The 26640-nt window shown below is 74.5% G+C and carries 24 protein-coding genes and 1 pseudogene; 15 read left to right on the forward strand and 10 right to left on the reverse strand.

Going from position 1 to position 26640, the window contains the following annotated elements:
- Positions 1 to 3: 3 nt before the first annotated feature.
- The 5 genes from ABZ923_RS15810 to ABZ923_RS15830 all read right to left on the reverse strand — a co-directional run bounded on the left by ABZ923_RS15810 (position 4) and on the right by ABZ923_RS15830 (position 6089).
- Positions 4 to 1206, reverse strand: a complete 1203-nt coding sequence (locus ABZ923_RS15810; RefSeq protein ID WP_361471277.1) for a PLP-dependent aspartate aminotransferase family protein — start codon at positions 1204 to 1206, stop codon at positions 4 to 6.
- Complete coding sequence (locus ABZ923_RS15815) at positions 1203 to 3053, reverse strand: FAD/NAD(P)-binding protein (RefSeq protein WP_361471279.1); 1851 nt, start codon at positions 3051 to 3053, stop codon at positions 1203 to 1205. The genes ABZ923_RS15810 and ABZ923_RS15815 overlap by 4 nt, the downstream gene beginning before the upstream one ends.
- On the reverse strand, positions 3050 to 4051 hold the full coding sequence (gene sbnB / locus ABZ923_RS15820) for a 2,3-diaminopropionate biosynthesis protein SbnB (protein ID WP_361471281.1): 1002 nt from the start codon (positions 4049 to 4051) through the stop codon (positions 3050 to 3052). Before sbnB ends, ABZ923_RS15815 begins: the two co-directional genes overlap by 4 nt.
- 55 nt (positions 4052 to 4106) lie before the next feature.
- A complete protein-coding gene (gene sbnA, locus ABZ923_RS15825) occupies positions 4107 to 5054 on the reverse strand; it encodes a 2,3-diaminopropionate biosynthesis protein SbnA (RefSeq protein ID WP_361471283.1) in 948 nt (315 codons plus the stop codon).
- 279 nt (positions 5055 to 5333) lie between these two features.
- Positions 5334 to 6089 (reverse strand): PaaX family transcriptional regulator C-terminal domain-containing protein, encoded by a 756-nt coding sequence (locus tag ABZ923_RS15830; RefSeq protein WP_361471285.1) that lies wholly within the window; start codon positions 6087 to 6089, stop codon positions 5334 to 5336.
- Positions 6090 to 6160: 71 nt separating this feature from the next.
- Between ABZ923_RS15830 and ABZ923_RS15835 the strand changes: the two genes are divergently transcribed.
- Together ABZ923_RS15835 and ABZ923_RS15840 are read left to right on the forward strand one after the other, a co-directional pair.
- Positions 6161 to 7840: a DNA alkylation response protein gene (locus ABZ923_RS15835; RefSeq protein ID WP_361471286.1), complete on the forward strand. Its 1680-nt coding sequence runs from the start codon at positions 6161 to 6163 to the stop codon at positions 7838 to 7840.
- 144 nt (positions 7841 to 7984) lie between these two features.
- Positions 7985 to 10003: a HEAT repeat domain-containing protein gene (locus tag ABZ923_RS15840; protein WP_361471288.1), complete on the forward strand. Its 2019-nt coding sequence runs from the start codon at positions 7985 to 7987 to the stop codon at positions 10001 to 10003.
- A gap of 161 nt (positions 10004 to 10164) precedes the next feature.
- Here ABZ923_RS15840 and ABZ923_RS15845 read toward each other — a convergent pair whose 3' ends face one another.
- Positions 10165 to 10755 (reverse strand): hypothetical protein, encoded by a 591-nt coding sequence (locus ABZ923_RS15845; protein ID WP_361471290.1) that lies wholly within the window; start codon positions 10753 to 10755, stop codon positions 10165 to 10167.
- 274 nt (positions 10756 to 11029) lie between these two features.
- On the opposite strand from ABZ923_RS15845, the gene ABZ923_RS15850 reads away from it, so the two are divergent.
- From ABZ923_RS15850 to ABZ923_RS15865, 4 genes are all read left to right on the forward strand, one after another.
- Positions 11030 to 12118 (forward strand): exo-alpha-sialidase, encoded by a 1089-nt coding sequence (locus ABZ923_RS15850; RefSeq protein ID WP_361471370.1) that lies wholly within the window; start codon positions 11030 to 11032, stop codon positions 12116 to 12118.
- Between the two features lie 64 nt (positions 12119 to 12182).
- A complete protein-coding gene (locus ABZ923_RS15855; RefSeq protein WP_361471292.1) occupies positions 12183 to 12860 on the forward strand; it encodes a uracil-DNA glycosylase in 678 nt (225 codons plus the stop codon).
- Positions 12857 to 13840: a BadF/BadG/BcrA/BcrD ATPase family protein gene (locus ABZ923_RS15860; protein ID WP_361471294.1), complete on the forward strand. Its 984-nt coding sequence runs from the start codon at positions 12857 to 12859 to the stop codon at positions 13838 to 13840. Before ABZ923_RS15855 ends, ABZ923_RS15860 begins: the two co-directional genes overlap by 4 nt.
- A gap of 166 nt (positions 13841 to 14006) precedes the next feature.
- Positions 14007 to 14933 (forward strand): hypothetical protein, encoded by a 927-nt coding sequence (locus ABZ923_RS15865; RefSeq protein WP_361471296.1) that lies wholly within the window; start codon positions 14007 to 14009, stop codon positions 14931 to 14933.
- A gap of 108 nt (positions 14934 to 15041) precedes the next feature.
- Here ABZ923_RS15865 and ABZ923_RS15870 read toward each other — a convergent pair whose 3' ends face one another.
- On the reverse strand, positions 15042 to 16079 hold the full coding sequence (locus tag ABZ923_RS15870) for a lactonase family protein (RefSeq protein ID WP_361471298.1): 1038 nt from the start codon (positions 16077 to 16079) through the stop codon (positions 15042 to 15044).
- Between the two features lie 825 nt (positions 16080 to 16904).
- Positions 16905 to 18395 (reverse strand): FUSC family protein, encoded by a 1491-nt coding sequence (locus ABZ923_RS15875; RefSeq protein ID WP_361471300.1) that lies wholly within the window; start codon positions 18393 to 18395, stop codon positions 16905 to 16907.
- 230 nt (positions 18396 to 18625) lie between these two features.
- Here ABZ923_RS15875 and ABZ923_RS15880 point away from each other — a divergent pair, with 230 nt between their 5' ends.
- From ABZ923_RS15880 to ABZ923_RS15895, 4 genes and pseudogenes are all read left to right on the forward strand, one after another.
- Positions 18626 to 19102, forward strand: a complete 477-nt coding sequence (locus tag ABZ923_RS15880; RefSeq protein ID WP_189300821.1) for an Lrp/AsnC family transcriptional regulator — start codon at positions 18626 to 18628, stop codon at positions 19100 to 19102.
- Between the two features lie 20 nt (positions 19103 to 19122).
- The gene (locus ABZ923_RS15885; RefSeq protein ID WP_361471303.1) at positions 19123 to 19812 is read left to right on the forward strand and encodes an HAD family phosphatase; all 690 of its coding nucleotides are present in this window, start codon (positions 19123 to 19125) and stop codon (positions 19810 to 19812) included.
- Between the two features lie 32 nt (positions 19813 to 19844).
- A pseudogene (locus ABZ923_RS15890) lies at positions 19845 to 20285 on the forward strand (glycosylase); the annotation flags it as partial.
- A 76-nt stretch (positions 20286 to 20361) separates the two neighbouring features.
- Positions 20362 to 21855 carry an MFS transporter gene (locus tag ABZ923_RS15895; RefSeq protein ID WP_361471305.1) on the forward strand — a complete coding sequence of 498 codons (1494 nt, stop codon included), beginning with the start codon at positions 20362 to 20364 and terminating at the stop codon, positions 21853 to 21855.
- Between the two features lie 10 nt (positions 21856 to 21865).
- On the opposite strand, the gene ABZ923_RS15900 is transcribed toward ABZ923_RS15895, so the two are convergent.
- Positions 21866 to 22651 (reverse strand): LysR family substrate-binding domain-containing protein, encoded by a 786-nt coding sequence (locus ABZ923_RS15900; protein ID WP_361471307.1) that lies wholly within the window; start codon positions 22649 to 22651, stop codon positions 21866 to 21868.
- A gap of 84 nt (positions 22652 to 22735) precedes the next feature.
- On the opposite strand from ABZ923_RS15900, the gene ABZ923_RS15905 reads away from it, so the two are divergent.
- Positions 22736 to 23137, forward strand: coding sequence for a DUF5997 family protein (locus tag ABZ923_RS15905; RefSeq protein WP_361471309.1), 402 nt, complete (start codon positions 22736 to 22738; stop codon positions 23135 to 23137).
- Between the two features lie 270 nt (positions 23138 to 23407).
- The gene (locus tag ABZ923_RS15910; RefSeq protein ID WP_361471311.1) at positions 23408 to 24223 is read left to right on the forward strand and encodes a LuxR C-terminal-related transcriptional regulator; all 816 of its coding nucleotides are present in this window, start codon (positions 23408 to 23410) and stop codon (positions 24221 to 24223) included.
- A 33-nt stretch (positions 24224 to 24256) separates the two neighbouring features.
- Here the strand turns inward: ABZ923_RS15910 and ABZ923_RS15915 are convergent, their stop codons facing one another.
- On the reverse strand, positions 24257 to 24679 hold the full coding sequence (locus ABZ923_RS15915) for a secondary thiamine-phosphate synthase enzyme YjbQ (RefSeq protein WP_361471313.1): 423 nt from the start codon (positions 24677 to 24679) through the stop codon (positions 24257 to 24259).
- 122 nt (positions 24680 to 24801) lie between these two features.
- Between ABZ923_RS15915 and ABZ923_RS15920 the strand changes: the two genes are divergently transcribed.
- From ABZ923_RS15920 to ABZ923_RS15930, 3 genes are all read left to right on the forward strand, one after another.
- Positions 24802 to 24885, forward strand: coding sequence for a putative leader peptide (locus ABZ923_RS15920; protein WP_349817350.1), 84 nt, complete (start codon positions 24802 to 24804; stop codon positions 24883 to 24885).
- A gap of 143 nt (positions 24886 to 25028) precedes the next feature.
- Positions 25029 to 25928 (forward strand): ABC transporter permease, encoded by a 900-nt coding sequence (locus tag ABZ923_RS15925; RefSeq protein WP_361471315.1) that lies wholly within the window; start codon positions 25029 to 25031, stop codon positions 25926 to 25928.
- Entirely contained in the window at positions 25901 to 26638 is a 738-nt protein-coding gene (locus ABZ923_RS15930) for an ABC transporter ATP-binding protein (protein WP_361471317.1), read from the forward strand. Before ABZ923_RS15925 ends, ABZ923_RS15930 begins: the two co-directional genes overlap by 28 nt.
- Positions 26639 to 26640 lie beyond the last annotated feature (2 nt).

The raw sequence follows: 26640 nt of genomic DNA on the forward strand, positions 1-26640 counted from the left end.
GGGTCAACGGTCTTCCTTCGCGGCCCGTTCCAGGGCCTGTTCCAGGTCGGCGACGAGATCGGCCGGGCTCTCCAGGCCGATGGAGAGGCGGACCATGTCCTTCGGTGCGGTGCTGTCCGGCCCCTCGAAGGTATAGCGGTGTTCGATGAGACTTTCCACGCCGCCCAACGAAGTGGCGCGGATGAACAGTTGGCAGTTCCGGGCGACGTCCAGCGAGCGCTGCCAGTCACCGGCGACGTGCAGGGAGAGCATGCCGCTGAATCCCCCGGTCATCTGGCGGGCGGCGATCGCGTGCCCGGGGTCGGTGGGCAGGCCCGGATAGGCGACCCGGCTCACCAGCGGGTGCTCGGCGAAGTGCTCGGCGAGGGCGAGCGCGGTGGCCGATATCTGCCGCATGCGAGGGAACAGCGTACGGATGCCGCGCATCAGCAGGTACGTCTCCAGCGGGCCCAGCAGCGGGCCGGTCAGCCTGCGGTGCAGCCGGAGCCGCTCCCAGACGGTCCCGCGGGCCTCGGTGCGCTCCGGCGCCAGTACGAGGAAGCCGGCGACGACATCGGTGTGGCCGTTGAGGTACTTGGTGCCCGAGTGCATGATCAGGTCGGCGCCGAGCTCGAACGGGCGGCTGTGCACCGGCGTGGGCACCGTGTTGTCGACGCCGAGGAGCGCACCGGCGCGGTGGGCGATCTCGCCGACGGCCGCCACGTCGGTGACCGTCCAGGTGGGGTTGGCCGGGCTCTCCACCCACACCAGGGCGGTGGGGGCGGCGGAGACGGCCGCGGCCACGGCGTCCAGGTCGTCCATGGGCACCTGGACGACCTCCAGGCCGCGCTGCGGCCCGAACTCCGTCAGCCACTTGGTCAGCCCGAAGTACATGGTCCTCGGCACGACGACCCGGGAGCCGCCGGGCAGCACCTGGAAGACCGCGGTGGCCGCCGCCATGCCGGAGGAGAACACCAGGGCCTCGGAGCCGCCCTCCAGCCCCGCGATCACGTGCTCCACCTGCTCGTAGCCGGGGCTGCCCTGGTCCCGCAGGTACGCCAGACCGCCGGGCAGCCGGTACTCGGCGTCCCTGGCGTAGGTCGCGGCGAGGCTGACGGGCGGCGGTACGGCTCCCGTCGCCGGGCCCCGCCAGCCGTCGCCCTGCGCGGCCCGGGTCTCGGGCCGGTACTGCGTCGTCCAGGGCGTGAACTTCTCGCTGTTGGTCATCGCATCCTCGTGATCACGGACGGCAGGAAGGTGCTCAGGGCGAGTTCCGCGTCCATCAGTGCGCGGGACGGCACGCCCGGAGAGGGGACGTAGTGGTTGTAGTAGCTGGAGCCCTCGGTGTGCGGGCCGAGGAAGAACAGCCGCGGCTGGGGGTTGCCGGCATGGTCGACGCCCCGGCCCTCGCGGGTGACCTCCAGGCCGTGCGCGGGGCCGCCGCGGGCGCCGAGGGTGCGGACCCGGCCGGCGCCGACGAGCCTGCCGAGCAGGGACCCGGGCACGCGGTCGGGGGCGGGCTCGCGGACGTGCGCGTGCACCACGTGGTCGACCTCGACGCAGGCGGGCCGCCGCAGGGCGGTGGATTCGAGGATCCAGGGGCCCTGCCCCGCCGGGGCGACGACCTTGGGCCGCGGGCCGGGGCCCGGCCGGACGACGCCCGCCTCCACGAGGGACAGCAGCTCGGCGGAGCGGTCCAGCTGGGGACCGATGACCAGCCGGTTGACGGTGGCGGTGAACTCGCCGAAGAACGCGGCGAGGGACGCGTCGTCGAGGCCGGGCGCGTCCACGACGGTGCGCAGGACGTCCCGGTGGTCCCGCAGGACCTCCAGCGCCTCCTTCAGGGGGCTGACCCCGAGTCCGGCCCGGGCCTCGGCCAGGTCCGCCGCCACCTCGCCGGTGAACCAGCGGGCGTACGCGTCGTGATCGTCCCACTGCCGCCCGGCCGGGGCCGGGGAGAGGAGGCCGGCCAGCGGGCTCGGACCCCAACGGGCGCGGCACTCCGCCAGCAGCGCCTCGTACCCGGACTGCCGGACCCGGTCGGCGAACTCGCGGCCCGCGGCCGCCGCATCGCCGCACTCGCGGGCCCGCAGGGTGCGGTGGTACGCCAGTTCCATCTCCGCCTCGATCAGCGGCAGCACGTCCTCGGGGAAGCGCAGGCGGCCGTCGGCACGCCGGCGGCGCAGCCGTGCAACACCGTCGGCGGTCAGCGCGAGCGGTGCGAAGCGCGCCCGGTCCGGGGCGAGGTGCGGCCGGCTGCGCGAGGGCAGGCCCGAGCGGTTGGCCAGGACGATCCCGGGTTCCCGTCCGCTCGGTACGTACCTGAGCCCCGAGGCGTGCGGCTCGTGCCGGCCGCCGCGGCCCAGGGTCAGGCTCGCGACGACGTCCATGGCGGTCAGGCCCGTGCCGAGGACGGCCACGCGCTCGCCCGGCGCGACGCCGTCGAGGGCCTCGGGCAGCGGGTACGGGCGGGTGACCAGCCGGGGTTCGGCGGCCGGTGCGGCCGGCCGGTACAGGGAGTGGTGGCCGACGGTGACGAACACGGCGTCGGCGCCGAGCAGGGTGCCGTCGGCGAGTTCCACCACCTCGGTGCCGGCGGGACCCGGCCGCACGTCGACCGCCTCGCAGCGGTGCCGGACGACCGTCAGGCAGTCGGGCGCCGCCGCGACGATCTCCTCGGCGGCCCAGGCGAGGTACTCGCTCAGCAGCCTGCGCGGCAGGAAGTCGTTGGGGCGGATCCGGCGTCCCCGGCCGGCGCGGACGGTGTAGCCGTCGTCCGCGAGGCGCAGGTCCCGCTCCGCGCACCACTTGGCGAGCGAGGGGCCGGACAGCGGTGCGGGGCCCTGCACCATCCGCTCGTCCGCGAACGCCGTCAGCTGGCAGCAGACGGTGTTGAGCAGCAGGTGGTCGGGCTGGTCGGGCAGGTGGAACCCGGGGCCGGGCGGCCGCGGGTCGACCAGGTGCACGGTCACCGGCGCGGGGCGGGTGAGGCAGTGGGCGACCAGGCGCTCCAGGAGTCCGAGACCCCGGGAGCCCATGCCGATGATCGCCACGGACGGTCGTGTCGAGGTCACCACCGGCGTGTCTCCCCGAAGAAGTCGGGGACCTGGAGGGCCGTGCCGTCGCGGCGCGCCTGCTCCAGGACGAAGGCGCCGACCGCGAGGTCCAGCACGCCGAGGCCGAACGGCGAGAAGATCACCGGGCGTCCGGCGTCGAGCGTGACGTCGCCGTCGAGTACGCCGGCGAGCGTGCCGGTGACGAAGTCGCGCGAGCCGGTGGCCTGTTCGGCGAGGTGCGGCGAGGTGTCGGCCTTCAGGCAGTGGTCGACGTCGTCCAGGATGTTCTGGGCCCCCACCACCACCTCGGGAGCCAGGTCGCGCAGCGAGATGTGCAGCACGAGCTGACCGGGCGCGAACGGCGTGGTGACGTAGGGTTTCAGCGCCGTGGTCGCGAACACGACGGTGTCGGCCGCGAGGGCCTCGGCGAGGTGGGTGGTGAAGGAGACGGGCGCCTGCCGGGTGGAGCGCAGGTGCTCGACCAGGGCCCGGCCGGAGGGCTCGTGCAGGTCGTGGACGAGCCAGGAGTCCGGGACGCAGTCCGCGGCGTGCAGGTAGTCGCAGATGGTGCGGGCGATGACTCCGGCCCCCACGACCGCGATCGTCTTCCCGCGGTGTCCCTCGGGGCGCAGCGCGGTGGCGGCGACGGCGGCGGACGCGGCGGTGCGGGCGGAGCTGATGGTGGCGGCTTCCAGGCAGGCGATGGGGTAGCCAGTGGCGTAGTCGTTGAGGACGAGCACCGCGGAGGCGCGGGGCGTGCCGGACTCCGTGTTCCTCGGGAAGCTCGCGATCCACTTGATGCCGGCGATCCCGGCCTCGGGGCCGAGGAAGGAGGGCAGGGCGATGATGCGGGAATCCGGCTTCTCCGGGAAGCGCAGGAAGTAGCTGTCGGGATTGACGGTCTCGCCGGCCTCGTGAATGCGATAGGTGCGGCTCACCAGGTCCAGGACTTCGCGTCGGTTGTCGCGCAGGACGTCGCGCACGGTGCCGCCCGCGACTATTTCAAAATTGAACACTTTGTGTTTTCCCCCGTCTCGGGTGGTCGCCCGAGCTGTTTTTCCGTGCGGTCCTTCAGAGATGTCCGGGCCAGCGTTCGGCGACCCAGGAATCGTTGTAGACGGAGTCCAGATACCGGTCACCGAAGTCCGGTGAGATGGCCACGACGACACTGCCGTCCGGAATCTTCTTGGCCGTGTTCTGCACCGCGCTCAGTACCGTGCCCGTCGAACCGCCGAGCAGCAGTCCGCGTTCCCTGGCGAGGGTGCGGCACATGTCCACGGCTTCCGCCTCGGAGACCAGCACCACTTCGTCGACCATGGCCTCGGTGAGGATTTCCGGCCGCCTGCTGGTGCCGAGACCGGGAATGTGACGGCGGGCCGCCGGGCCCCCGAAGGTCACCGATCCCACGCTGTCGACGGCGATGATCCGCGTCCCCGGGCTGTGCCGGCGGAAGAACTGCGCGCAGCCCATCAGCGTCCCCGTGGTGCCGGCGCCGACGAACACGTAGTCCACGTGGCCCAGTTCCTTGAAGATGGACCGCCCCGTCCGCTGCCGGTGCGCCCGCGGACCCGCCGGATTGGCGTACTGGTTGAGCCAGTGCAGGTCGGGCTCCCGGCGCAGGCGCTCCTGGATGTGGTCGATGCGGGACTGCAGGTAGCCGCCGTTGCCGTCCCTGACGGTCACCACCACGACCTCGGCGCCGAGGGCCTCCATCAGGCGGACCGTCTGCGGGTTGGCGTTCGGGTCGGTGACACAGGTGAGGGAATAGCCCTTGGCGGCGCAGACCATCGCCAGGGCGACTCCCAGGTTTCCCGAGGTCGATTCGATGAGCCGGGTCCGCGGAAAGCGGCACCCGGACGCCTCGGCTTCTTCGACCAGGGCCACCGCGGTCTTGAGCTTCACCGAGCCCGCGGGATTGAGGCCCTCGATCTTGAGGAAGACGGAACTTCCCGGAACCAGTTGATGGAGCTGGACGAACAGATCGTCCAGCACAAGGTCGTACACTTCTTCCGCTATCACCAGAATCCAAACCGTAGAACCGGGCACGCGCGGCGCGGTCGACGCCGGAGCTGTCCGTGCCCATCGGGCTTGCCGGTCGGTGCGGTGCGCAACAGTGAGCGCACGCTACGCAGAAGGGACTTCTTTCCCCCGTCCCCCGTGTATCGCTGTATCCCCCAGTCATTCGTCGCGATGACGCCACTCTGGCATGAAGCGGCCTAATGTGACAAGCAAATTCTTTCCAAGGGCCGTGTCGCTCCGGGGCGTTGGAACGAATGAAGCGGTGATTCCGCGTTCGGATTACTCCTCTTCGGCCGCGACCAGCGCCACGCCCAACTCCCGCCGATATCCGGCGTACGCGGTACGCAGCCTCTCCCCCGGCCAGTCGGCGGGCAGCAGGGCGGACGGCAGGACGGGGTCGGTGAGCAGGTGGCGGACGGCCGCCGCGTAGGCGGTGAACCGGTCGGCCGGGTGGGCGGCCCGGGTGGCACGGTCGAGCAGAGCGCGCGCGGTGGCCGCCCAGTCGGCCAGCGGCCACAGCCGGGCGGCCAGGTCGCGCGGTGGCTCGTCGGGGCGTGCGGTGCACGTCAGGGCAACCCGGTGCAGACCGGCGGGCAGGGGGCGGTCCAGGTTGGCCGGGCGCAGCCACACGCCCTCGCGGAGTTCGGCCAGCCGCAGGGCGGCCAGCCGGGTCCGCAGGTCGGCGCGTTCGGCGGGGCCGCGGCCGGTCGCCGTGATCACCACCATCTCCCAGTCGCCGTCCCACGCGCGCGTGCGGGGCCGCACGGCCTCGTCCTGGCGGCGCTGCCGGGCCAGCAGCCGGTCGCTCAGCCGGTAGACGCCGTCCGCGCGCCGGAGGTCGCCGGCGGCCACCATCCGGCTCAGCGCGGCCCGCAGGGTGGAGCCGCCGACCCCGAACGGCTCCACGAGCCGGACCAGGTCCTTCACGGGCAGCTGCGGCGGGTGCACGCCGAGCAGCAGGCTCAGCACGACCGAGCGGGCGGACAGCGGTCGCAGACCGGCCGCGTCGGGCTCCGCGGAGACGTTCATGCGCATGACCCCGCACTCTACGTGCGCCTTCTTGTTGCATCGTTGCTACAACCGCAGGAAGAGTGCAACATGCTCCTATGGTCTCGATTTCCGCGCAGTCGCAGCCGCCGTCACCGTCCCCGCGGCCGGACGCCACGCACGACGTCACCAACCAGCCGCCGCTCCTCGCCCCGTACGACGCCTCCGACGACCCGGCCCTGCTGGAGGGCCTGCGCCGGGAGGGCGCCGGGTGGGCCGAGGACGGCATCCGGCGGCTGGGGGCGCGCGCGGGCAGCGCGGAGGCGCAGGAGTGGGGCGAGCTGGCGAACCGGTACGAGCCGGTGCTGCGCACCCACGACCGCTACGGCCACCGCGTCGACGAGGTGGAGTTCCACCCCAGCTGGCACCACCTGATGCGGACGGCGGTCGCCGAGGGCCTGGCGGGCGCCCCCTGGGCCGACGACCGGCCGGGCGCGCACGTCGCCCGGACCGCCGGCGGCCTGGTGTGGGGGCACACCGAGGCGGGACACGGCTGCCCCACGTCGATGACGTACGCCGCCGTCCCCGCCCTGCGCGCCCAGCCGGATCTCGCCAAGGTGTACGAGCCGCTGCTCACCAGCCGGGAGTACGACCCGCAGCTGCGCGTCCCCACCGAGAAGCCCGGGCTGCTCGCCGGGATGGGCATGACGGAGAAGCAGGGCGGCTCCGACGTGCGGACGAACACCACCACGGCCACGCCCACCGGCGAGGCGGGCGTGTACACGCTGCGCGGGCACAAGTGGTTCACCTCGGCGCCCATGTGCGACGTCTTCCTGGTGCTCGCGCAGGCCCCGGGCGGGCTGTCCTGCTTCCTGGTGCCGCGGATCCTGCCGGACGGCAGCCGCAACACCTTCCGCATCCAGCGGCTGAAGGACAAGCTGGGCAACCGGTCCAACGCCTCCTCCGAGCCGGAGTTCGACCGGACCGTCGCCTGGCTGGTCGGGCCCGAGGGGCGGGGCGTGAAGACCATCATCGAGATGGTCAACTGCACCCGGCTGGACTGCGTGATGTCCTCGGCGACCCTGATGCGCAAGACGCTGGTGGAGGCGGGGCACCACGCCCGGCACCGCAGCGCGTTCGGTGCCCGGCTGATCGAGCAGCCGCTGATGCGCAACGTCCTGGCCGATCTCGCGCTGGAGTCGGAGGCGGCGACGACGCTCACCCTGCGCCTGGCCGGCGCCGCCGACCGCGCGGTGCGCGGAGACGCCGGGGAGCGGGCCTTCCGGCGCATCGCCACCGCCGTCGGCAAGTACTGGGTCACCAAGCGGGGCCCGGCGTTCACCGCGGAGGCCCTGGAGTGCCTGGGCGGCAACGGGTACGTGGAGGAGTCCGGCATGCCCCGGCACTACCGGGAGGCCCCGCTGCTGTCGATCTGGGAGGGCTCCGGGAACGTCAACGCGCTCGACGTGCTGCGCGCCCTCGGCCGCGAGACGGACACCGCCGAGGCCTTCTTCTCCGAACTCGCCCTCGCGCGCGGGGCGGACGCCCGGCTCGACACGGCCGTGGGCGCACTCAAGGACCAATTGGCCGAAACCGATCAGACGGGCGCCCGCCGGCTGGTCGAGCGGATGGCGCTCGCCCTCCAGGCCTCCCTGCTCGTCCGGCACGCTCCGGACCCGGTCGCGGACGCCTTCTGCGCCACCCGGCTGGGCGGCGACTGGGGGCACGCGTACGGCACCCTGCCCGCCGGGACCGCCCTGGACGCCGTCCTGGAGCGCGCCCTGCCCGGCCGGAACTGATCCCTCCACGCGCGTGTGCGGCCGACCGCGTCCCGTGGCCGGTCAGCGCCGACGGATCGCACACAGTCAGCGGATGGCTCCGGACCGTTGTCGGTGCCGTGGTGCACACTCCCGATCAGGTGGCACTCGCCTGGGGAGGACAACGTGTTCACGGGGATCTACGAGGTCGACTGGGCCTCGCTGCGGCACGCGCACGGCAGCGCGGAGGACGTGCCCGGATGGTTACGGGCCCTGGCGTCCACGGACGCCGCCGAGCGGGCGACCGCGCTCGACGGGATGTACAGCGCGGTGCACCACCAGGGCAGGGTGTACGACTCGACGCTCGCCTGCGTGCCCTTCCTGTTCGCGATGCTGGCCCGCGAGGAGGTCCCGGACCGGGGCAGCATCGTGGAACTGCTCGTCAGCATCGGCGGGGAGACCACCGGCACCGCGGGAAGCCCGGGCGCACCGGAGGGGCCGGCGGGGGACGGGCGGGGGCGGGCTGCGGTGAGCGCGGGCGCCGAGGCCTTCGCCGTGCTCGCCGGCGACCCGGACCCGGCGGTGCGCCGGGCGGCGGCCGGGGCCCTGGTGCGCTTCCTGGAGGAGCCCCCGCGGGTCCTGGAGCTGCTGCGGCGGCGGCTGCGGGCCGAGCGGGACGACTGCGTCGTGCTGGCGCTCATGGAGGCACTCGGCCTGTTCGCGCACCGGTACCCCGCGCACGCCGACGGCGCGCTGGACCTCCTGGCCGAACAGAGCGCGCCGCCCTACGCGCCGGGGCTGCGGCTGGCGGCGCTCGGCCAGCTCGCGCTCCGCGCGCCCGGCCGGCTCCCCGCCGACCTGGTGCCGGCGGCGGTCCGGCTGCTGCAGCAGCGGTCCGCGCAGCGCCTGCGGCGCCAGGAGCACGCGGCCACGGACACCCTGGTGCGCCGGATACGGCGGCTGCGGCCCTCCGACGAGCAGGGCGCCGTGCTGCTGCGCACCCTGCACAGCGCCCTCGGTGACCGGGTGGACGACCGGATCGCCCTTCTCACCGGGCAGTTGACCAGTCCGGACCCGGTGGACCGGTGCAATGCCGTGTGGATGTCGGCGGGGCTGTTCCGCGGCTGGCGCGGCGCGTACGACGGGCCCGTGCGGCTGCTCGGCGCCCAACTGGACAGCGAGCAGGACCGGTTGCGGGACGCGGCGGTCTCGGTCCTGGCCGAGCTGTTCGACCTGGCCGCACCGGCGGCGGACGGCCTGCACGCACTGGTGACCGCGCGGCCCGACCTGTGGACGCACCGCTGGGAGCGCTGCCCGCCCGCGCTGGGCGGCCCGCTCAAGGCGCTGGCCAGGACCGGCGATCCGCGCGCGGTGCCGCCGCTGGCCCAGCTGCTGGCCGGACCGGCGGCCCCGGTCGGACTGGGCCGCGAAGTCGCGCACCTGGGCCGGGCCGCCGCCGCGCTGGCCCCCGCGCTGCGTCACCGCCTCGGCCGCGTCCCGCTGGCCTCCCCCGCCGCCGCCCGGCTCGCCGCACCGCTGCTGACGGCGATCAGAGCCGTCGGGGACGAGGACGCCGTGCCGGAGCTGCTGCGGCTGCTCTCGGGCGCTCCCGACGGCCTGGGGCCCCGGGACGCGGTCGCCGGCCAGGTGATCGAGACGCTGGCGGAGCTGGGCGCGGCCGCACCGGCGGCACCGCTCCTGCGCACGCTGCTCCGCACCCGGCACGCGGCCGCCGCGGCGGGCGCGCTGTGGTCGGCGGACGGGGACACCGCCGCCGTACTCCCCGTGCTGCTGCGGGAGTTGACGCGGCCGGATCCGGACACCCGCCGCAGCGCCGTGCAGCAGCTCGCCAGGCTGGGCCCGGCCGCGCGCGCCGCGCTGCCCGAGCTGCGCCGGCTCGCCGGCTCCGGCCCGGTGCCGGAACGCGTAGCGGCCGCGTGCGCGCTGTGGCGCGTCGGCCGGGACCCGGACCCGGTCCTGCCCGTGTTCCGGACCGCCTGGACGGCGGACCCCCGCACCCGCGTCCCCATCGCCCGCTGCCTGACCGCCCTGGGCCCCGCCGCCGCGCCCCTGCACGACCTGATCACCGCCGAACTGACCCGTGCCCGCCGCCACACGGCGTACGAGGGCGCGTACGGCGACCGCGGCATCCCGGACGACGAGGAACTGCTGCGGATGTGCCGGGGGCTGCTGGTGGAGGTCTAGGGCCTTTCGTTTGGATCAGGCCGGATCAGCCCGGCATGATCCAAACGACAGGCCCCAGGCGGGGCCGCCGGACACGTCCATCTGCCGGGCGCCGGTGGGCGGCCACACGACGAGGCCGGTCCTCCTCCTCCCCCCCCGTGTCCGCGGCAGCCTGGGGGCGGTCAGACCATGCGCCCCCACTGGGGGCCGAGGCGGGACCACTCGGTGTCCCAGGCCTCCATGCGGCGGCGTTCCAGGCGGCCCCGTACGGCCAGGCCGCCGACGAAGGGAACCGCCGCGGCGCTCACGCCGACCAGGAGGCCTATGAGGGTGGCCCGGAAGGCGGCCTCGGAGGCGGTGGTGGGGCGGGAGACGAGGTGCCCCTGCGGGTCGGTCCACACGGTGACCGGCGTACCGGGCTTGCTGCCGGGCTCCACCCGGACCTGGCCGGTGTGCGCGGAGCCGTCGGGCACCGTCCAGCGGACCTTGCCCCAGATCCGGTCACCGGAGGAGGCCTGGCTGCTGTGCGAGGGCGACCCCGGCACCTGCGCCACGACCCGGGCCACCGCGGGCCGCCAGGCGGCCCGTTCCCGGGCGAGCCCGTCCCGCACCGAGCCGGCCGCCGCGAGGCCGGCCAGCACCCCGGCCAGGACGGTCAGCAGACAGGCACCGAGCACCACCCAGGCCTCCACCACGTCGGCCCGGCGTTTGAGCGGGTTGCGCCGCCAGCGCCACAGCCACACCTTCGGACCACGGAACGCCTTCAAAGGCATCCTCCTCACGAGCGCACCGACCGGCCGGACCGCCCTCCCATACGGGAAAGATCGCTCCGTTGCTCACGACGAGCCGTCTCCCCGACGGTCGCACGAGACACCCCGCTTGCGCAGGCGCATGCCGGAACGGAACCCGCAGATCTTCGTCACGGTCCCGCGACACAGGCCCTGACCTGCGCGGAAGCCCGCTCGGGGGAGGAGTGTCAGTGGTGGGGTGCACACTGGCCGATACCTGAACGACTACCTGGACAACGGCGTCCCGGAGGTGATCGGCATGACCGAGGTACTGCTGGCGGTGGGCACCCGCAAAGGCCTCTTCATCGCGCGGCGGCGGGGCAGCGGCCCCTGGGAGTTCGACGAGAGCCCGTACTTCAACGCGCAGGCGATCTACTCGGTCGCGATCGACACCCGGGGCGCCCGGCCCCGGCTGCTGGCCGGCGGCGACAGCGCGCACTGGGGCCCGTCGGTGTTCCACTCCGACGACCTCGGCCGTACGTGGACCGAACCGTCCCGGCCCGCCGTGAAGTTCCCCAAGGACACCGGTGCCTCCCTGGAGCGGGTCTGGCAGCTGCACCCGTCCGCCGCCGAGCCGGACGTGGTGTACGCGGGCACGGAACCGGCCGCGCTGTACCGCTCGGCGGACCGCGGCGAGAGCTTCGAGCTGGTCCGTCCGCTGTGGGAGCACCCGACCCGCTCGCGGTGGGTGCCCGGCGGGGGCGGTGAGGGTCTGCACACGGTGCTCACCGACGCGCGCGATCCGCGGGCCGTGACGGTGGCCGTCTCCACGGCCGGGGTGTTCCGCACGGCCGACGGCGGGGAGAGCTGGGTGCCGTCCAACTCCGGTGTGTCCGCGGTGTTCCTGCCGGACCCGGACCCGGAGTTCGGCCAGTGCGTGCACAAGGTCGCCAGGGACGCGGCCGACCCGGACCGGCTGTACCTGCAGAACCACTGGGGCGTGTACCGCAGCGACGACGCGGGCGCGCACTGGACCGACATCGGCGAGGGCCTGCCGTCGACGTTCGGCTTCGCCGCGGCCACGCATCCGCGCCGGGGCGGCACGGCGTACGTCTTCCCGATCAACGCCGACGCGGACCGGGTGCCCGCCGGGCACCGCTGCCGGGTCTTCCGCACGGCGGACGCGGGCCGCACCTGGGAACCGCTGTCCAAGGGGCTGCCCGAGGAGGACCACTACGGCACGGTCCTGCGGGATGCGCTGTGCACGGACGACGGCGACCCGGCCGGGGTGTACTTCGGCAACCGCAACGGCGAGGTGTTCGCCTCGGCCGACGACGGCGACAGCTGGCAGCAGCTGGCCGCGCACCTGCCGGACGTGCTGTGCGTGCGGGCGGCGGTGGTCGGCTGACCGCGCGCACGGGCAGGGGCCATTGGTTGATCGCCGACGGGTGTGCGGCAGTAGGGTGACGCCCGTGGCACCACGACCCTTGCATGAAATCGTCGAACCGGGCTGGGCGAAGGCCCTGGAACCCGTCGCCGGACGGATCGCCGAGATGGGCGACTTCCTGCGCGCGGAGATCGCCGCGGGACGCACGTACCTCCCGGCCGGGCCGAACGTCCTGCGGGCCTTCCAGCAACCCTTCGACGAGGTGAGGGTCCTGATCGTGGGTCAGGACCCGTATCCGACCCCGGGGCACGCGGTGGGCCTGTCCTTCTCCGTGGCGCCGGAGGTGCGCCCGCTGCCGCCCAGCCTGATCAACATCTTCCGCGAGCTGACCGGTGACCTGGGACTGCCCCAGCCGTCCACCGGGGATCTCACACCGTGGACGCAGCAGGGGGTGCTGCTGCTCAACAGGGCGCTCACCACCGCGCCGCGGAGCCCGGGCGCGCACCGCGGCAAGGGCTGGGAGGAGGTCACCGAGCAGGCGATCCGGGCCCTGGCGGCGCGCGGCAAGCCGCTGGTGTCCATCCTGTGGGGCCGGGACGCCCGCAATCTGCGCCCGTTGCTGGGCCGGCTGCCGGCGGTGGAGTCCGCGCACCCCTCGCCCATGTCGGCCGACCGCGGTTTCTTCGGCTCGCGGCCGTTCAGCCGGGCCAACGACCTGTTGATCCAGCAGGGCGGGCAGCCGGTGGACTGGCGTCTGCCGTGACCGCCGCCGGGTATCTCGCCGTGGACTCCGGCGGTTCCGGCCTCCGGGTCGCCGTCGGCGTCCCGGGGCGGGAGCCCTCGGCGCGGCGCGAGACCCGGGAACCGGTCCGCACGGGTGCCCGGGGCATCGACCCGGCCCACCTGATGGACCAGCTCGTCCCGGTGGCCCGTGCCCTGGCCGCCGAGGCGGGCGTGGGCGAGCTGGGCACGGCCGTCGTCGGTGCCGCCGGGTTCGCCTCCCTGGGCGACGCCCTGCGCGCCGAACTGCCCGGCGCGCTCGCCCGGGAGCTGGGCGTGCGGGCCGTGGCGCTGGCCGCCGACGCCGTCACCGCGTACGTCGGCGCCCTCGGCCCGCATCCGGGTGCCGTCCTCGCCGCGGGCACCGGACTGATCGCGGTGGGCACGGACCTGACGGGCTGGCGGCGGGCCGACGGCTGGGGGCATCTGCTGGGCGACTGCGGCAGCGGAGCCTGGATCGGGCGGGCCGGTCTGGAGGCGGCGCTGCGCGCCCACGACGGCCGCGACGGCGGCTCGGCACCGCTGCTGGCCTGCGCCGAGGAGCAGTTCGGCCCGGTGCGCGGGCTGCCCGGCCTGCTGTACCCGCGTACCGACCGGGCCGCCGTGCTGGCCTCGTTCGCGCCCCGGGTGGCCGGGTGCGCGGCGCGGGATCCGGTCGCCGCGGACATCCTGCGCACCGCGGCCCGGCACATGGCCGACTCCGCCGCCGCCGTGTGCCCGGACGACGGCACCCCCGAAGTCGCTGTCACCGGTGGCCTGTTCAGCATGGGCGACCCGCTCCTCGTACCGCTGCGCGAGGAACTGGCGCGCAGGCTGCCGCACGCCCGGCAGGTGCCGGCCGAGGGCGACCCGCTGCACGGTTCGGTGCGTATCGCGACGGACTTGGCGGCGGGGCGGCTCACCCTGCCGGGTGAACCGGCGATGCTGTGCGTGAGCCGCGCCCCGGGGGACGGCGCAGGGTGACCGGTCCCGCGGCGGCGGTTTCCGTCCCGGTCTCCGCCGATGCGTCCGGTACGTGCCCGGCGCATGTGCCATCCGCGCGTAACTCATCAGACAAAACCGGACGGATACCGCTCACCTGCACCCTCCCCGAACGGCGGAGGCCAGTAAGCCAGTAACATTCGGCGCCATGAGCTCCCCCACTGGACCCGCGTCCGGCCTGCCCGTACGAATGCCGCGACCTCGCCAGCCCGGACGGCACCGCCGCCCGGAACCGCTGGTGGCTCCCGAGGGCGCGCCCGCGCTCGTCCTCGCGGTGCCCGGTGTGCCCAGCACCACCACGCGCAGCCTCGCCGAGGAGGTCGTGAGCATCGCCCGCTCCGAGCTGCCCGGCCTCGACGCCCGGATCGGGTATCTGGACGGGGACGACACCGAGTTCGCCACGCTGCGTTCCGTGCTGGCGCGGGCCGCCGAGGAGCGCGCCGCGCGTTACGAGCAGGCCGTCGCCGCCGGGATCGAGGGAATCAAGGAGCCCGACGGCCCGGTCGCCGTCGTCGTCCCGCTGCTGGCCGGTCCGGACAGCGCGCTGCTGCGGCAGATCCGTCAGTCCGTGATGGACAGCCGGGTCGCCGCCGAGCTGACCGATGTCCTCGGCCCGCACCCGCTGCTCGCGGAGGCCCTGCACGTCCGGCTGTCCGAGGCGGGCCTGGCCCGCGCCGACCGCGCCCGGCTGTTCACCGTGGCCACGGCCGCGGACGGCATCATCCTGGCCTCGGTGGGCGGCGAGGAGGCCGTGCAGGCGGCCGGGATCACCGGCATGCTGCTCGCCGCGCGCCTGGCCGTGCCGGTGATGTCGGCGGCCCTGGACCAGGAGGGTTCCATCGCCTCCGTGGCCGAGCAGCTGCGTTCCTCGGGTTCGCAGCAGCTGGCCCTGGCGCCGTACCTGATCGGTCCGGAGATCGACCCGGCGCTGCTGGCCGCGGCGGCCGAGGAGGCGGGCTGCTCCACCTCCGAGGCGCTCGGCGCATACCCGGCGATCGGCAAGCTCGCGCTGGCCAAGTACACGACGGCGCTGGGCATCGCCCCGCAGCAGCCGCAGGGCGCACCCGTCCGCTGACGCCCCGGCGCCCCGCATTCGGCATCCGTACGACACAGGGCCCGCTCCCGTCCCGGAGCGGGCCCTTCGCCGTGCCCGGGGCCCGCGCAGCGGCCGGGCCCGGGGTGTTCAGCCGAAGACGACGCAGGAGGCCGCGGCGACCCGCACGGAGCCGTCGTAGCGCGGGATGCCCGTCACGTCGTCCACGGCGAACCAGGTGACGTCGCCGGAGCGCTCGTTGGCGGCGTAGAGGAAGCCGTGGTGCCCGGCCAGCGCGCGTGGCCAGCGCCCCCCGCAGGGCACGGTCCCGATCAGCCGGAGGCCGTCCTCCTGGACGCTCAGGACCGACAGGACGTCCTCGCCGCGGGTCGCGGTCCACACGAAGCGGCCGTCGGGCGAGACGACGATCCCCGAGGGGTAGGCGTCGCCGGCGGGCGCGCCGGGCAGCACCGGGACCTCGGTGAGCGGCTTCAGGGAGCCGCCGGTGGAGTCCCAGCGGCAGACGGTGATCGTGGGGGTCAGCTCGTTGACCACGTAGGCGTGCTCGCCGTCGGGGTGGAAGGCCAGGTGGCGCGGACCGGAGCCGGGGCGCAGGGCGAACTCGCGGTGGACGGCGGGGGTGCCGTCCACGAGGGTGCACACCCGCACCGAATCCGTCCCCAGATCGACGCTGACCGCCCACCGGCCGCTGGGGTCGGGCTGCACCTGATGGGTGTGCGGGCCGCGCTGACGCCGGTCGTGCGGGCCTGAGCCGGTGTGCTGGAGCCGTCCGGAGGGCGCGGCGGCGAGGGCGCCGTCCGGGCGCAGGGGGACGGCGGTGACGCTGCCGCAGCCGTAGTTGGCGGTCAGCACATGCCCGGCGTACAGGGCGAGGTGGGTGGGGCTGCTGCCGTCCACCGGCACGGGGGCGCCGACGGGTTCCGGCCGGTCACCGGTGACGCGGTAGGCGGCGACAGCGCCCTCGGCGGTCTCGCTGACCGCGTACAGCGTGCGCCCGTCCGGGGAGAGGGCCAGGTAGGACGGGTCGGGCAGGTCCTGCACGGCGGACACGAGGGTGAGGGCGCCGGTGTCCCGGGCGACCTCCGCGGTCACCAGTCCGGGGCCGCCCGCCGCCGTGAACGATCCGATGAACGCCCGGCGCCTGCCCGCCCTGCCGTCCTGTGCCACCGCTGTCCCCTCTCGGTCGCGCCGCGAAGCCTCTCCGGGGCCGACGGTAGCAGTCGATCAGAACCGGTCTAGACCAAAAGAGTGACGGCTCCCTGCGGGGCCTCGGCGGCAGGCGGGCGGGGAGTGCCTTCGGCGGGACAGGACAGGCCGCTTCGACAGAGCCTGCGCGGAGTCACCCGCGCCACCGCGACAGACCAGGCGCCGGCCCTGCGACCGCAGCGGCCGGGCGGGCGCCATGCCGGAGCGGTTCCTCGCCCACCGCGATCGGTCACGCCCCAGCCGGCCGGCGGCCCGGCGACGACCGCGGCGGCAGGCCGGCGAGGGTGTCTTCAGCGGGGCAGGGCGCCGCGACGGCGCGATTCTTCGCGGGACTTCCGCGCCGCCACGACAGGCGCCGGCCCTGCGACCGCAGCCGCGAGCAGGCGAGAGGACCTGCGGCGGGGTGGGCCCCGTGCCGGAGCACTCTTGCTCGCACGGTCTCCCGCGCGCAACCGCGACAGATCAGGCGCCAGCCCTGCGACCCGAGGCGCAAGCGGGCGCGAGGGGCCCTCGGCAGGGTGATCGCCATGCCGGAGCACTTCTTCGCGCACGGTCTCCCGCGCCACCGCGACAGATCAGGCGCCGGCCGTGCGACCGCAGGCGCAGGCGGGCGCGAGGGCCCTCCGCGGGGTGATCGCCGTGCCGGAGCACTTCTCCGCGCACGATCTCCCGCGCAACCGCGACAAGCCAGCCCCCGGCCCTGCGACCGCAGGCGCAAGCGGGCGCGAGGGCCCTCGGCGGGTCGGGGCAGTGCGGTTGCCGGGAAGGGCCCCGTCACGCCTGTGGTCAGGCGCCGACCAGGCGCGAGCCGGACGGTGTGCGCAGGGGCTCGGCGAGTTCGGTGAGGGCTCGCTCCAGGCCGTGCAGGTGGGCGAGGGCGCCTTCGGCGGGGGGTTCGACGGGGTGGTGGAGGGCGTCGGTGCGGCCCGCCGTGAGGGCTTCGACGGCGGCCTCCACCCGCCAGCAGGCGGCGGCCAGGCGGGCGTCGTGGGAGGCCTCGGGGTCGGCGGCGACCGCGACCAGGCCCCGGATCTCGCGGGCGCAGTCGTCGAGCAGCGCCAGGACCCGGCGGGCCCGCGCCTTGCGCGCCGGCATCGGGTTCAGCGGGTGCACCAGCGGGGCCACCGACAGCCGGACCCGGCCGAGCATCTGCTCCAGTTCGGCCACGCGCGGCGCGGGGTCGGCGGTGGCGGAACCGGCCAGGCGGGCGGCGGCCTCGGCCGTGCAGGCGTGCACGCAGCGCAGGGCCCGCTGGATCCAGGCGTCGGTGGTGGCGTGCGTGGTCACCGGCAGCACGAAGAGCACGGCGAGGGCAGCGCCGAGCGCGCCGACACCGGTCTCGGCGAGCCGCAGCGCGAGCAGCCCGGGGCTGAGGACGCCGAGGAGGCCGTAGAGCAGCTCGGCGAGCAGGGTCACGCAGAGCATCATCCAGGTGTAGGAGACGGCGGCCGTGTAGAAGATGCCGAAGACGGCGGCGGCGACGAGGACGGCCGTCGGGACGGGCGCGCCGTGCACAGGGACGGCGACGAGGAAGCCCAGGCAGATGCCGATCACCGTGCCGAGGACCCGGCGGAAGCCGCGGACCAGCGTCTCACCGCGCGAGGCGGTGTTGACGAAGATCCACCAGGTGGCGCCGACGGCCCAGTACCAGCGCTGTCCCGACACCAGCTGCCCCACGACGAGCGCGAACCCGGCGCCCGCGGTCGCCTGGACGGCCTGCCGGGTGGTCACCCGGGCCAGCCCGGTCCCGGCGGGCGGGGCGGGTACGGCGGCCGGGGGCAGCCGGCGCTCGTAGCACCACACGCCGAACCGCACGGCGGCCGCGGTGAGCACGGAGAGCAGGACGGCGGCGTACAGCTCGGGCAGCTGCCCCGGCGTGGCGTGCAGGAACTGGGCCACGAAGAAGGTCATGAAGGCGAACACGCCGAGGCTGTGCCCGCGCGGGCCCCACCGGCGGGCGTAGACGCCGGCGCCGACGACGGCCAGGAAGGTGAGGTCGCGGGCCACGGGCAGGGCGTGCAGCTCGGCCGCGGCGGCCAGCACCGGCAGGCCCACGGCGGGCAGCAGGGCGGTGGTGACCGCCTGCCCGCGCACGGTCGGGTCGGCGACGGTGAACAGGGTGAGCAGCGCGGCGAGGCCGCCGGTGACCGCACCGGCGAGGGAGTGTCCGGCGAGTCCGCAGACCACGACCGCGAGACCGATGCCGAGGACGGCCCGCGCGGCGAAACGCAACCGCGCCCGTCCCGGGTCCGGAGCCACGAACACCCTCTTCAGCACTGCTGCCCTCCCCTGGGAACACCGGCACAGAAAAGGCGCCGCGGGGATCCGCAGCGCCATCGACACGTCCATGAGAGCATCACCGGGCTCACTGGCTCAAGTCAGCCCGGAATCCCTGGTCCATTGGCCCAACACCGACCGGACCCGAACACCCACCGGAATACCAACGGACCAGGTCGGGCGGTACAGCGCTCTGCGAGGCCGCTGAGCCATTGGTACAGTCGTCCATCATGGCCGTGGACGAACTCGACACCCGCATCCTGCGGCTGCTCCTGGAGCAGCCGCGCACCAGCGTGCGCGAGTACGCCCGCATCCTCGGCGTCGCCCGCGGCACGCTCCAGGCCCGGCTGGACCGGATGGAGCGGGACGGCGTGATCACCGGTACCGGCCCCTCCCTCTCGCCCGCCGCGCTGGGCCATCCGGTGCTGGCGTTCGTGCACATCGAGGTGACCCAGGGCCATCTGGACGACGTGGGGGACGCGCTGGCCGCCGTACCGGAGATCGTGGAGGCCTTCTCGATCACCGGGGGCGGGGATCTGCTCGCCCGGGTGGTGGGCCGGGACAACGCGCACCTGGAGGACGTGATCCAGAAGCTGATCAGCCTGCCGGGTGTGGTGCGCACCCGCACGGAGGTGGCGCTGCGCGAGCGCGTCCCGTACCGGTTGCTACCCCTGGTGGAGTCGGTCGGCCGGGCGGCCCGCGCCTGACCCTTGGCATCCTGGACGCCATGAGCGATCTTGGCACCCTCTCGGTCATCTTCGATCTCGACGGCACGCTGGTGGACAGCGAGCCGAACTACTACGAGGCGAGCCGGCAGACCCTGGCCGAGCACGGCGTCCCCGGCTTCAGCTGGACGGACCACGAGAGCTACGTCGGCATCAGCACCCGGGAGACGGCGGCGCTCTGGCGGGAACGCTACGGCCTGCGCGCCCCGGCGGCGGAGCTGCTGGCCGCGACGAACCGCCGTTATCTGGCCCTGGCCCGCAGGAACACGCGGGTGTACCCGGAGATGCGGGCGTTCGTGGAACTGCTGGCGGCCGCGGACGTGCCGATGGCGGTGGCCTCGGGCTCCTCCCCGGACGCCATCGAGGCGATCCTGACGGCCACCGGCCTGGCCGCCCGGCTGCGCACGGTGGTCTCGGCCGACGAGGTCCCGAACGGCAAGCCCGCCCCCGACGTGTTCCTGGAGGCGGCCCGCCGGCTCGGCGCGGACCCGGCCGACTGCGTGGTCCTGGAGGACGCGGCCCCCGGTGCGGCCGCCGCCCAGGCTGCCGGCATGCGCTGCATCGCGGTCCCGTACGTCCCCGCCCAGGCGGACGCCCCCGAGTTCGCCACCGCGTCGCTGCTGCTGCGGGGCGGCCAGGCCGAGTTCACGGCGGAGTCGGCGTACGCGTGGCTGCGGGAGACGGCCCGCTGAACCACTCCTCTACTCGTCAGTACCGTTGACGCTGGTACGGGCCGGTCAACCTGGTCGGCCGCAGCTCCGCCACCACCCATCTGGAGGTCGGCCTGTACGGCAACGCGGCGCTCTCCGGCGAACTGCTGCCGTCCCTGGCCCCCGTCCCCGGCTCCCCGCTGCACCACACCCTGGACGGCACGGAGTTCGCCCCCTTCCTGGAAGGCACCGAGGCCCCGACCCACGCGTACGTCCGCCGCACCGAACCCCGGGTGGTGTTCGGCGGCCTCGACTCCGGGGTCGCCCATCCCGTCCGCCCCGACGGGACCACGCTCCTCGACGCGGTGTGGGCGGGGGCCCCCTTCCGGAGCAAGGGGGCGCTGGTGACCCATGTGGGGACGACCGTCGACACCTGGGTGGCCGAAGGGCGGCTGGCGCGTGCGGACGGCGACGCCGTGGTGCGCACGGCCCGGAAGGCGTCCTACGTGGCGTGAGCGCGGGGGCGCCGAACCGGGGCAGGGCGCGGCGGTTCCCCGTGCGGGGCGGGCCGTGACTGCATAGCGTGACCCCATGACTACAGTCGCGGCACCGCCCGCACCAGACGAGCGGCGGTGGAAGGCGCTCGGGGTCTGTCTGGCGGCGGGCTTCATCTCGCTTCTCGACACCTCGATCGTGAACGTGGCGCTGCCCTCGCTGGAACGCGGGCTGGGCGCCTCGGAGGCGACCCAGTCCTGGGTGGTCTCCGGGTACGCCCTCACGTTCGGGCTCGCGCTGGTCCCGGCGGGCCGGCTGGGCGACATGCGCGGCCGGCGCCAGGCCTTCCTCATCGGGCTCGCCCTGTTCACGGTGGCCTCGCTGGCGTGCGGGCTCGCTGCCAGTCCCGCCTGGCTGGTGGTGTTCCGGCTGATCCAGGGCACGGCGGCGGGCATGGTCGCGCCGCAGACCTCCGGGCTGATCCAGCAGATGTTCCGGGGCGCCGAGCGGGCCAAGGCGTTCGGTGTGCTCGGCACGGTCATCGGGGTGTCGACGGCGACGGGCCCGCTGGCGGGCGGCCTGCTGATCGACGCCGTCGGCACCGACGACGGCTGGCGCTGGGTGTTCTTCGTCAATCTGCCGATCGGGGTGGCCGCCTTCGCCGCGGGGCTGCGGCTGCTGCCCCGCTACCCGGCGCCCGGCAGGCGCGAGGAGTTCGACCTGTTCGGGGTGCTGCTCCTCGGCTCGGGCGTGCTCGCGCTCATGCTGCCCCTGGTGCAGGAGCAGCAGTGGACCGGCCGGGAGAAGTGGGCGCTGCTGCCGGTGGCGCTGGCGCTGCTGGGCGGGTTCTGGGCGTGGGAGAAACGGCAGGGGCTGCGCGGGCGCGCTCCGCTGGTGGACCTGGGGCTGTTCTCCCTGCGCTCCTTCACGCTGGGCGCGCTGATCAGCCTCACCTACTTCGCGGGCTTCACCACGGTCTTCTTCCTCTACGCCCTGTACCTGCAGAACGGCGTCGGGTACAGCGCGCTGGCCTCGGGTCTCACGGTGCTGCCCTTCGCGGCGGCCTCGGCGGTCGGGGCCGCCGCCGGGGGCCGGCTGGTGGTGCGGTTCGGCCGCAAGCTGGTCGTCATCGGTCTCGGCGGGGTGGCCCTGGGGCTGCTCGGGGTGATGGTTGCGGTGGAACTTGTGCCCGGGCGGAACCTGGGCTGGGCGTCGGCGCTGCCGCTGCTCGTCGGAGGCATCGGCTCCGGTCTGACGGTGTCCCCGAACACCACCCTCACCCTGACCCGGGTCCCGGTGCACCGTGCGGGCGCGGCCGGGGGCGTGCTCCAGACGGGCCAGCGGGTCGGCTCGGCGGCCGGGATCGCCGTGGTGGGCTCGGTGTACTTCGCCCATCTTGCCAACCACGGCCGCACCGACACGGCGATGCAGCTCGGGCTGCTCTCCGCCGTGGGCATCATCGTGGTCGCCCTCGTGCTGGCCGTCGCCGACCTGCGGGAACGGCACGTGCGGCCCGAACCCACGGGGGAGCCGGCCGGGCGGGGCCCGGGAGAGGGCGGCGCCGGGGAGACGGTGAAGGCCGGCGCCTGAGGGCCCGGGTTCACGACCTCCGGCGCGGCTTGCCCCGCTTGGCCGGCCGGCCGCCGCCGGTGCGGGCGCGTGCGGTGCGGGCCGCCGGCTTACCGGACGACCTGGCCGGCGCCTTCGCCCCGGTCGTCTGCCGGCTGCCGCCCTGGTCGGAGCGCTTGCGCTCGGCGTCGGCGGGTTGCGCCGCCGTACGGCCCCTGGTGCTGTTGACCGTGCGTCCGCGGACGATGCCGATGAAGGTCTCCACCAGGTCGGTGGTGGCCTCCTCCGGCCAGGACAGGGCGACGCTCGACTGGGGCGCGTCGACGACCGGGCGGTAGGTGAGGTCCCGGCGGTGGTACAGGCGGGCCAGGGACTGCGGGACGACCAGGAGACCGACGTTCGCCGCCACCAGCTCGACGGCGTCCGCGGTGGTGGCGGGCCGCTCGAAGGCCGGTTCGCCCGGTGGGGCCTCCCAGTCGAAGACGTCGTCCAGGGGGTGGAAGAGCACCTCGTCGGCGAGATCGGCCAGGGACACCTCGTCCGCGGCCGTGATCAGGTGGTCCTTCGGGACGACGACCACCGAGGTCTCGGTGTACAGCGGGATCGCGCTGAAGAACGTGCGGTCGACCGGCAGCCGGACGAGACCCGCGTCCGCCTCGCCCGCGCGCAGCACCCCGGGCGCCTCCGCGGCCGGTACCTGGACGAGGGTGAGCGGGATGTCGGGCAGGCGCTCGTTCCAGGTCTTCACCCACTTGGCGGGCGTCACCCCGGGAACGTACGCGAGCCGGAACGACGGTGCAGCCTCCGAGCCTGTCATCAGGCCAGATTACCGGCCCCCGGCGGCGGACCCGGTCACCGGCCGTGGTCGGGCCCCCCGCGCACGGCCGATACCCTTGACGTCATGAAGTCGCAGCAGAGCACCCAGACGATGAAGCCCGCGACCGCGGCGAAGAAGCTGGGTGTGTACCTCCCCGCCACCCCCGCCTCCTTCCAGGAGGGTGTGGTCACGCGCGCCGAGCTGAACGCGCTGCAGGCCGACCCGCCGGAGTGGCTGCGCGAGCTGCGGCGCACCGGTCCGCACCCGCGTCCGGTGGTGGCGGCCAAGCTGGGCGTGTCCATCTCGGGCCTCGCCCGGGGCGGGGTCACCGAGGCGCTGACCACCGAGCAGATCGAGGCGCTCAAGCAGGAGCGGCCCGAGTGGCTGGAGAAGGAGCGTGCCACCCAGGTGGACGTCCGCAAGGAGGCCGCGCGCCTGAAGAAGCTGAAGCAGGAGCCGGAGGAGAGCGGCCCCGAGCGCGGCTGACCCTTCCCGCCCGCCCCGACGCCCTCCGGCTCCGCCCGGGGGGCGTCGTCGGTTGCCGGGCGGATCCGCCGGGCCGGGAGGCGGGCACGCGGAGGGCGACACCGGACGGGCCGCCGTTCCCCCGTGCCGGCGGCCCCTCGGACGCGATGCGTCCGAGCAGGCCGGTGTCGCCGGGTTGAAGTGTGCGCCGGACGGGGACCGCGAGGGTATGCGTACAAGTACGTACGCCGACGGGGAGGACGAGTACGCGAGGCAACCGGAGAGGAACCCGTGCGGCTGGAGAAGGCCTACGAGCGCATGATGGCCGTCGCCGTGGCGGCCCTGCACGAACGGGAGCCCGAGCTGCTGTGGCCGCTGGTGGCCGGCGCGCTGGCCGAGGTGTGCGGCGGTGAGACGGTCATCCACAAGCCGGACGACTGGAGCGAGCGCAGCGGCACCATCGGCACGGTGCCCGACGGGGCCGCCGCGGAGCTGGCCCGGCTCGGGGACGCCGACCTGGGCCTGCTGCGCGCGGGCTATCCGTTCGCCGGTCACTACGGGCCCGGAACCGACCGGACGCCGGTCACCGCGCGCCGGGCGGCGGGCCGTACCTGGCCGGACAGCCCGACGGCGCGCCTGCTCCGCGAGGTCCTGGACGTCGACCACGTGCTGGGCGTGCCGCTCCCGGGGAGCGCGGCGCCGATCACCGGGTGCCTCGTGTACCGGTCCGGTACGGACTTCACGGACGACGAACTGGTCATGGCCGAGCGCGTCCAGCCGCTGCTGGCGGCCGTCGAGCGGCAACGGCGGCTGCTGGTGGAGTGGCGGCGGGCGCTCGGCCCGTCCGGCGCGCCGCAGGAGCGGGCGGCGGACTGCGCGCTGACCCCACGCGAGACCGCCGTCCTGGTGCTGCTCACCGACGCGCTCACCGCGGACGCGATCGGCCGCCGCCTCGGCATCTCGGTCCGCACGGTGCACAAGCACGTCGAGAACATCTACCGCAAGCTGGGCACCCGTGACCGCGTGGGCACGGTCCTGCGCGCCCAGCGCCTCGGCCTGGTGCCGTCGCCCGGCCCGGCGCGGGCCGCCTCGGCGCGCCGTCCCTGACCCGGCCCCGACGAGCGGTAAGACGTCGCCCGCTCAGCCGAGGAAGCTCAGTCGGACCCGGCGGTCGGGGTTGTCCTTGTTGGTGTCCACCAGGCACACCGACTGCCAGGTGCCCAGTTCCAGGCGCCCGCCGATCACCGGGAGGGTCGCGTGCGGCGGGACGATGGCGGGCAGGACGTGGTCGCGGCCGTGGCCGGGGCTGCCGTGCCGGTGCTGCCAGCGGTCGTCGGCGGGGAGCAGTGTGTGCAGGGCCGCGAGGAGGTCGTCGTCGCTGCCCGCGCCCGTCTCGATGACGGCGATCCCGGCGGTGGCGTGCGGGACGAAGATGTTGAGCAGACCGTCGCGGCCGGCCGCCGCCTCCCGCAGGAACTCCTCGCAGTCGGTGGTGAGATCGACGACGCGCTCCCGGGTACCGGTGGAGACGTGCAGCATGCGTGTGGTGAAGGCATCGGACATGCCCCCATCCTGACCCATACGCCGGTTTCCACACCCCGTGGCGCCGCCGATTTCCGAGACGGGTGGTCCACTGGCCGAGACACCGTTGACCCGTGCGCTTCCATCTGGCTACGTTCAGCCGCATGTTGCGTTCAGCCCTGCTCACCACGCGCGGTCACATCGACCTGCTGCGGGTGGCCTCCGCCGCGTGTCGCCGCGGCTGCTGACGCCCTTCTCCTTCCTTCCCCTTCCTGTGCGGGCTCCGTCGGCCTGTCGCTGTGCCCTGCCCTGCCGTCGGCTTGAACCAGGCATGACATAGAGGCGCGCACCCGCCTTCGCCACTCCCGGCTCTCCTCCCCGTGGAGCACCCATGAGCATCAGCCATGCCCCACCCCATTCCCCGGAACCGGATATTTCCGGTATATCCAAGCAGGATTCAGCAACACCCCCGCCCGGGCACCCCTCCCCCGACCTCCAGCCCGTCGTCCCCGCCTCCGCCCGGCGCACCCGGGTCCCCCGCTGGCTGCGCCGCACCACCGGCCCGCTCCTGCTGCTGGCCCTGTGGCAACTCCTGAGCGGCACCGGTCTGCTGCCGGCCGACGTACTCGCCTCTCCGGGCCGGATCGCGCAGGTCGGCTGGGATCTGGTCGGCGACGGTTCGCTGCCGTCGGCCATGGGGACCTCGCTCCGGCGGGTCGCGCTCGGGCTGCTCCTCGGCACCGCGACCGGCACCGGACTCGCCCTGCTCTCCGGGCTGTTCCGGATCGGCGAGGACCTGGTGGACGCGCCGGTGCAGATGCTGCGGACGGTGCCGTTCGTCGGCCTCATCCCGCTGTTCATCATCTGGTTCGGGATCGGCGAGACCCCGAAGATCGCCATCATCACGCTCGGCGTGACCTTCCCGCTGTACCTGAACGTCTACGCCGGCATCCGCGGGGTGGACGCCCAACTCATCGAGGCGGGCGAGTCGTTGGGCCTGTCCCGGTGGGGGCTGGTACGGCACGTGGTGCTGCCGGGCGCGCTGCCCGGGGCGCTGACCGGGCTGCGCTACTCGCTCGGCATCTCCTGGCTGGCGCTGGTCTTCGCCGAACAGGTCAACGCCGACTCCGGCATCGGCTTCCTGATGGTGCAGGCGCGGGACTTCCTGCGGACCGACGTGATCGTGGTCTGCCTCATCGTCTACGCCTTCCTCGGCCTCCTCGCCGACCTCATCGTCCGCTCCCTCGAAAGGCTGCTGCTGCAATGGCGACCGACGTTCACGGGCCGCTGACCGGACACGCCGTCCACGTCGAGGGGCTGACCCGCTCCTTCGACGGCCGCGCGGTCATCGACGACCTCCGACTCGACATCGCGCCCGGCGAGTTCGTCGCCCTGCTCGGCCGCAGCGGCTGCGGCAAGTCGACCCTGCTGCGCATCCTCGCGGGCCTGGACCGGGACATCGAGGGCACGGCCCTGGTCCCGCGCCGCCGGGCCGTCGCCTTCCAGGCACCCCGGCTCATGCCGTGGAAGAAGGTGTGGCGCAATGTCCTCCTCGGGCTGCCGGGCAGGCCGGAGCGGTCCCTCGCCGAACGGGCGCTGGACGAGGTCGGCCTCGGTCACCGCGTCGACGCCTGGCCGAAGACCCTGTCCGGCGGCGAGGCCCAGCGCGCCTCGCTCGCCCGCGCGCTGGTGCGCGAGCCCGATCTGCTGCTGCTCGACGAGCCGTTCGGCGCCCTCGACGCCCTGACCCGGATCAGGGCCCAGCGCCTGGTCGGGGAGTTGTGGCAGCGCCGGGGCTGCGCGGTGCTGCTGGTCACGCACGACGTGGAGGAGGCGGTGTTGCTCGCCGACCGGGTCCTGGTGATGGACGGCGGCCGGATCGCCCACGAGCAGCGCGTCGACCTGGACCGGCCGCGCGAGATCACCGACCCGCGGTTCGCCGCCCTCCGTGCCCGCCTGCTCGAACGGCTCGGCGTCGACACCGCCGCCGCAGCCGCCTGAAC

The sequence above is a fragment of the Streptomyces sp. NPDC046881 genome (genome assembly GCF_040645015.1).
Taxonomy (GTDB): domain Bacteria; phylum Actinomycetota; class Actinomycetes; order Streptomycetales; family Streptomycetaceae; genus Streptomyces.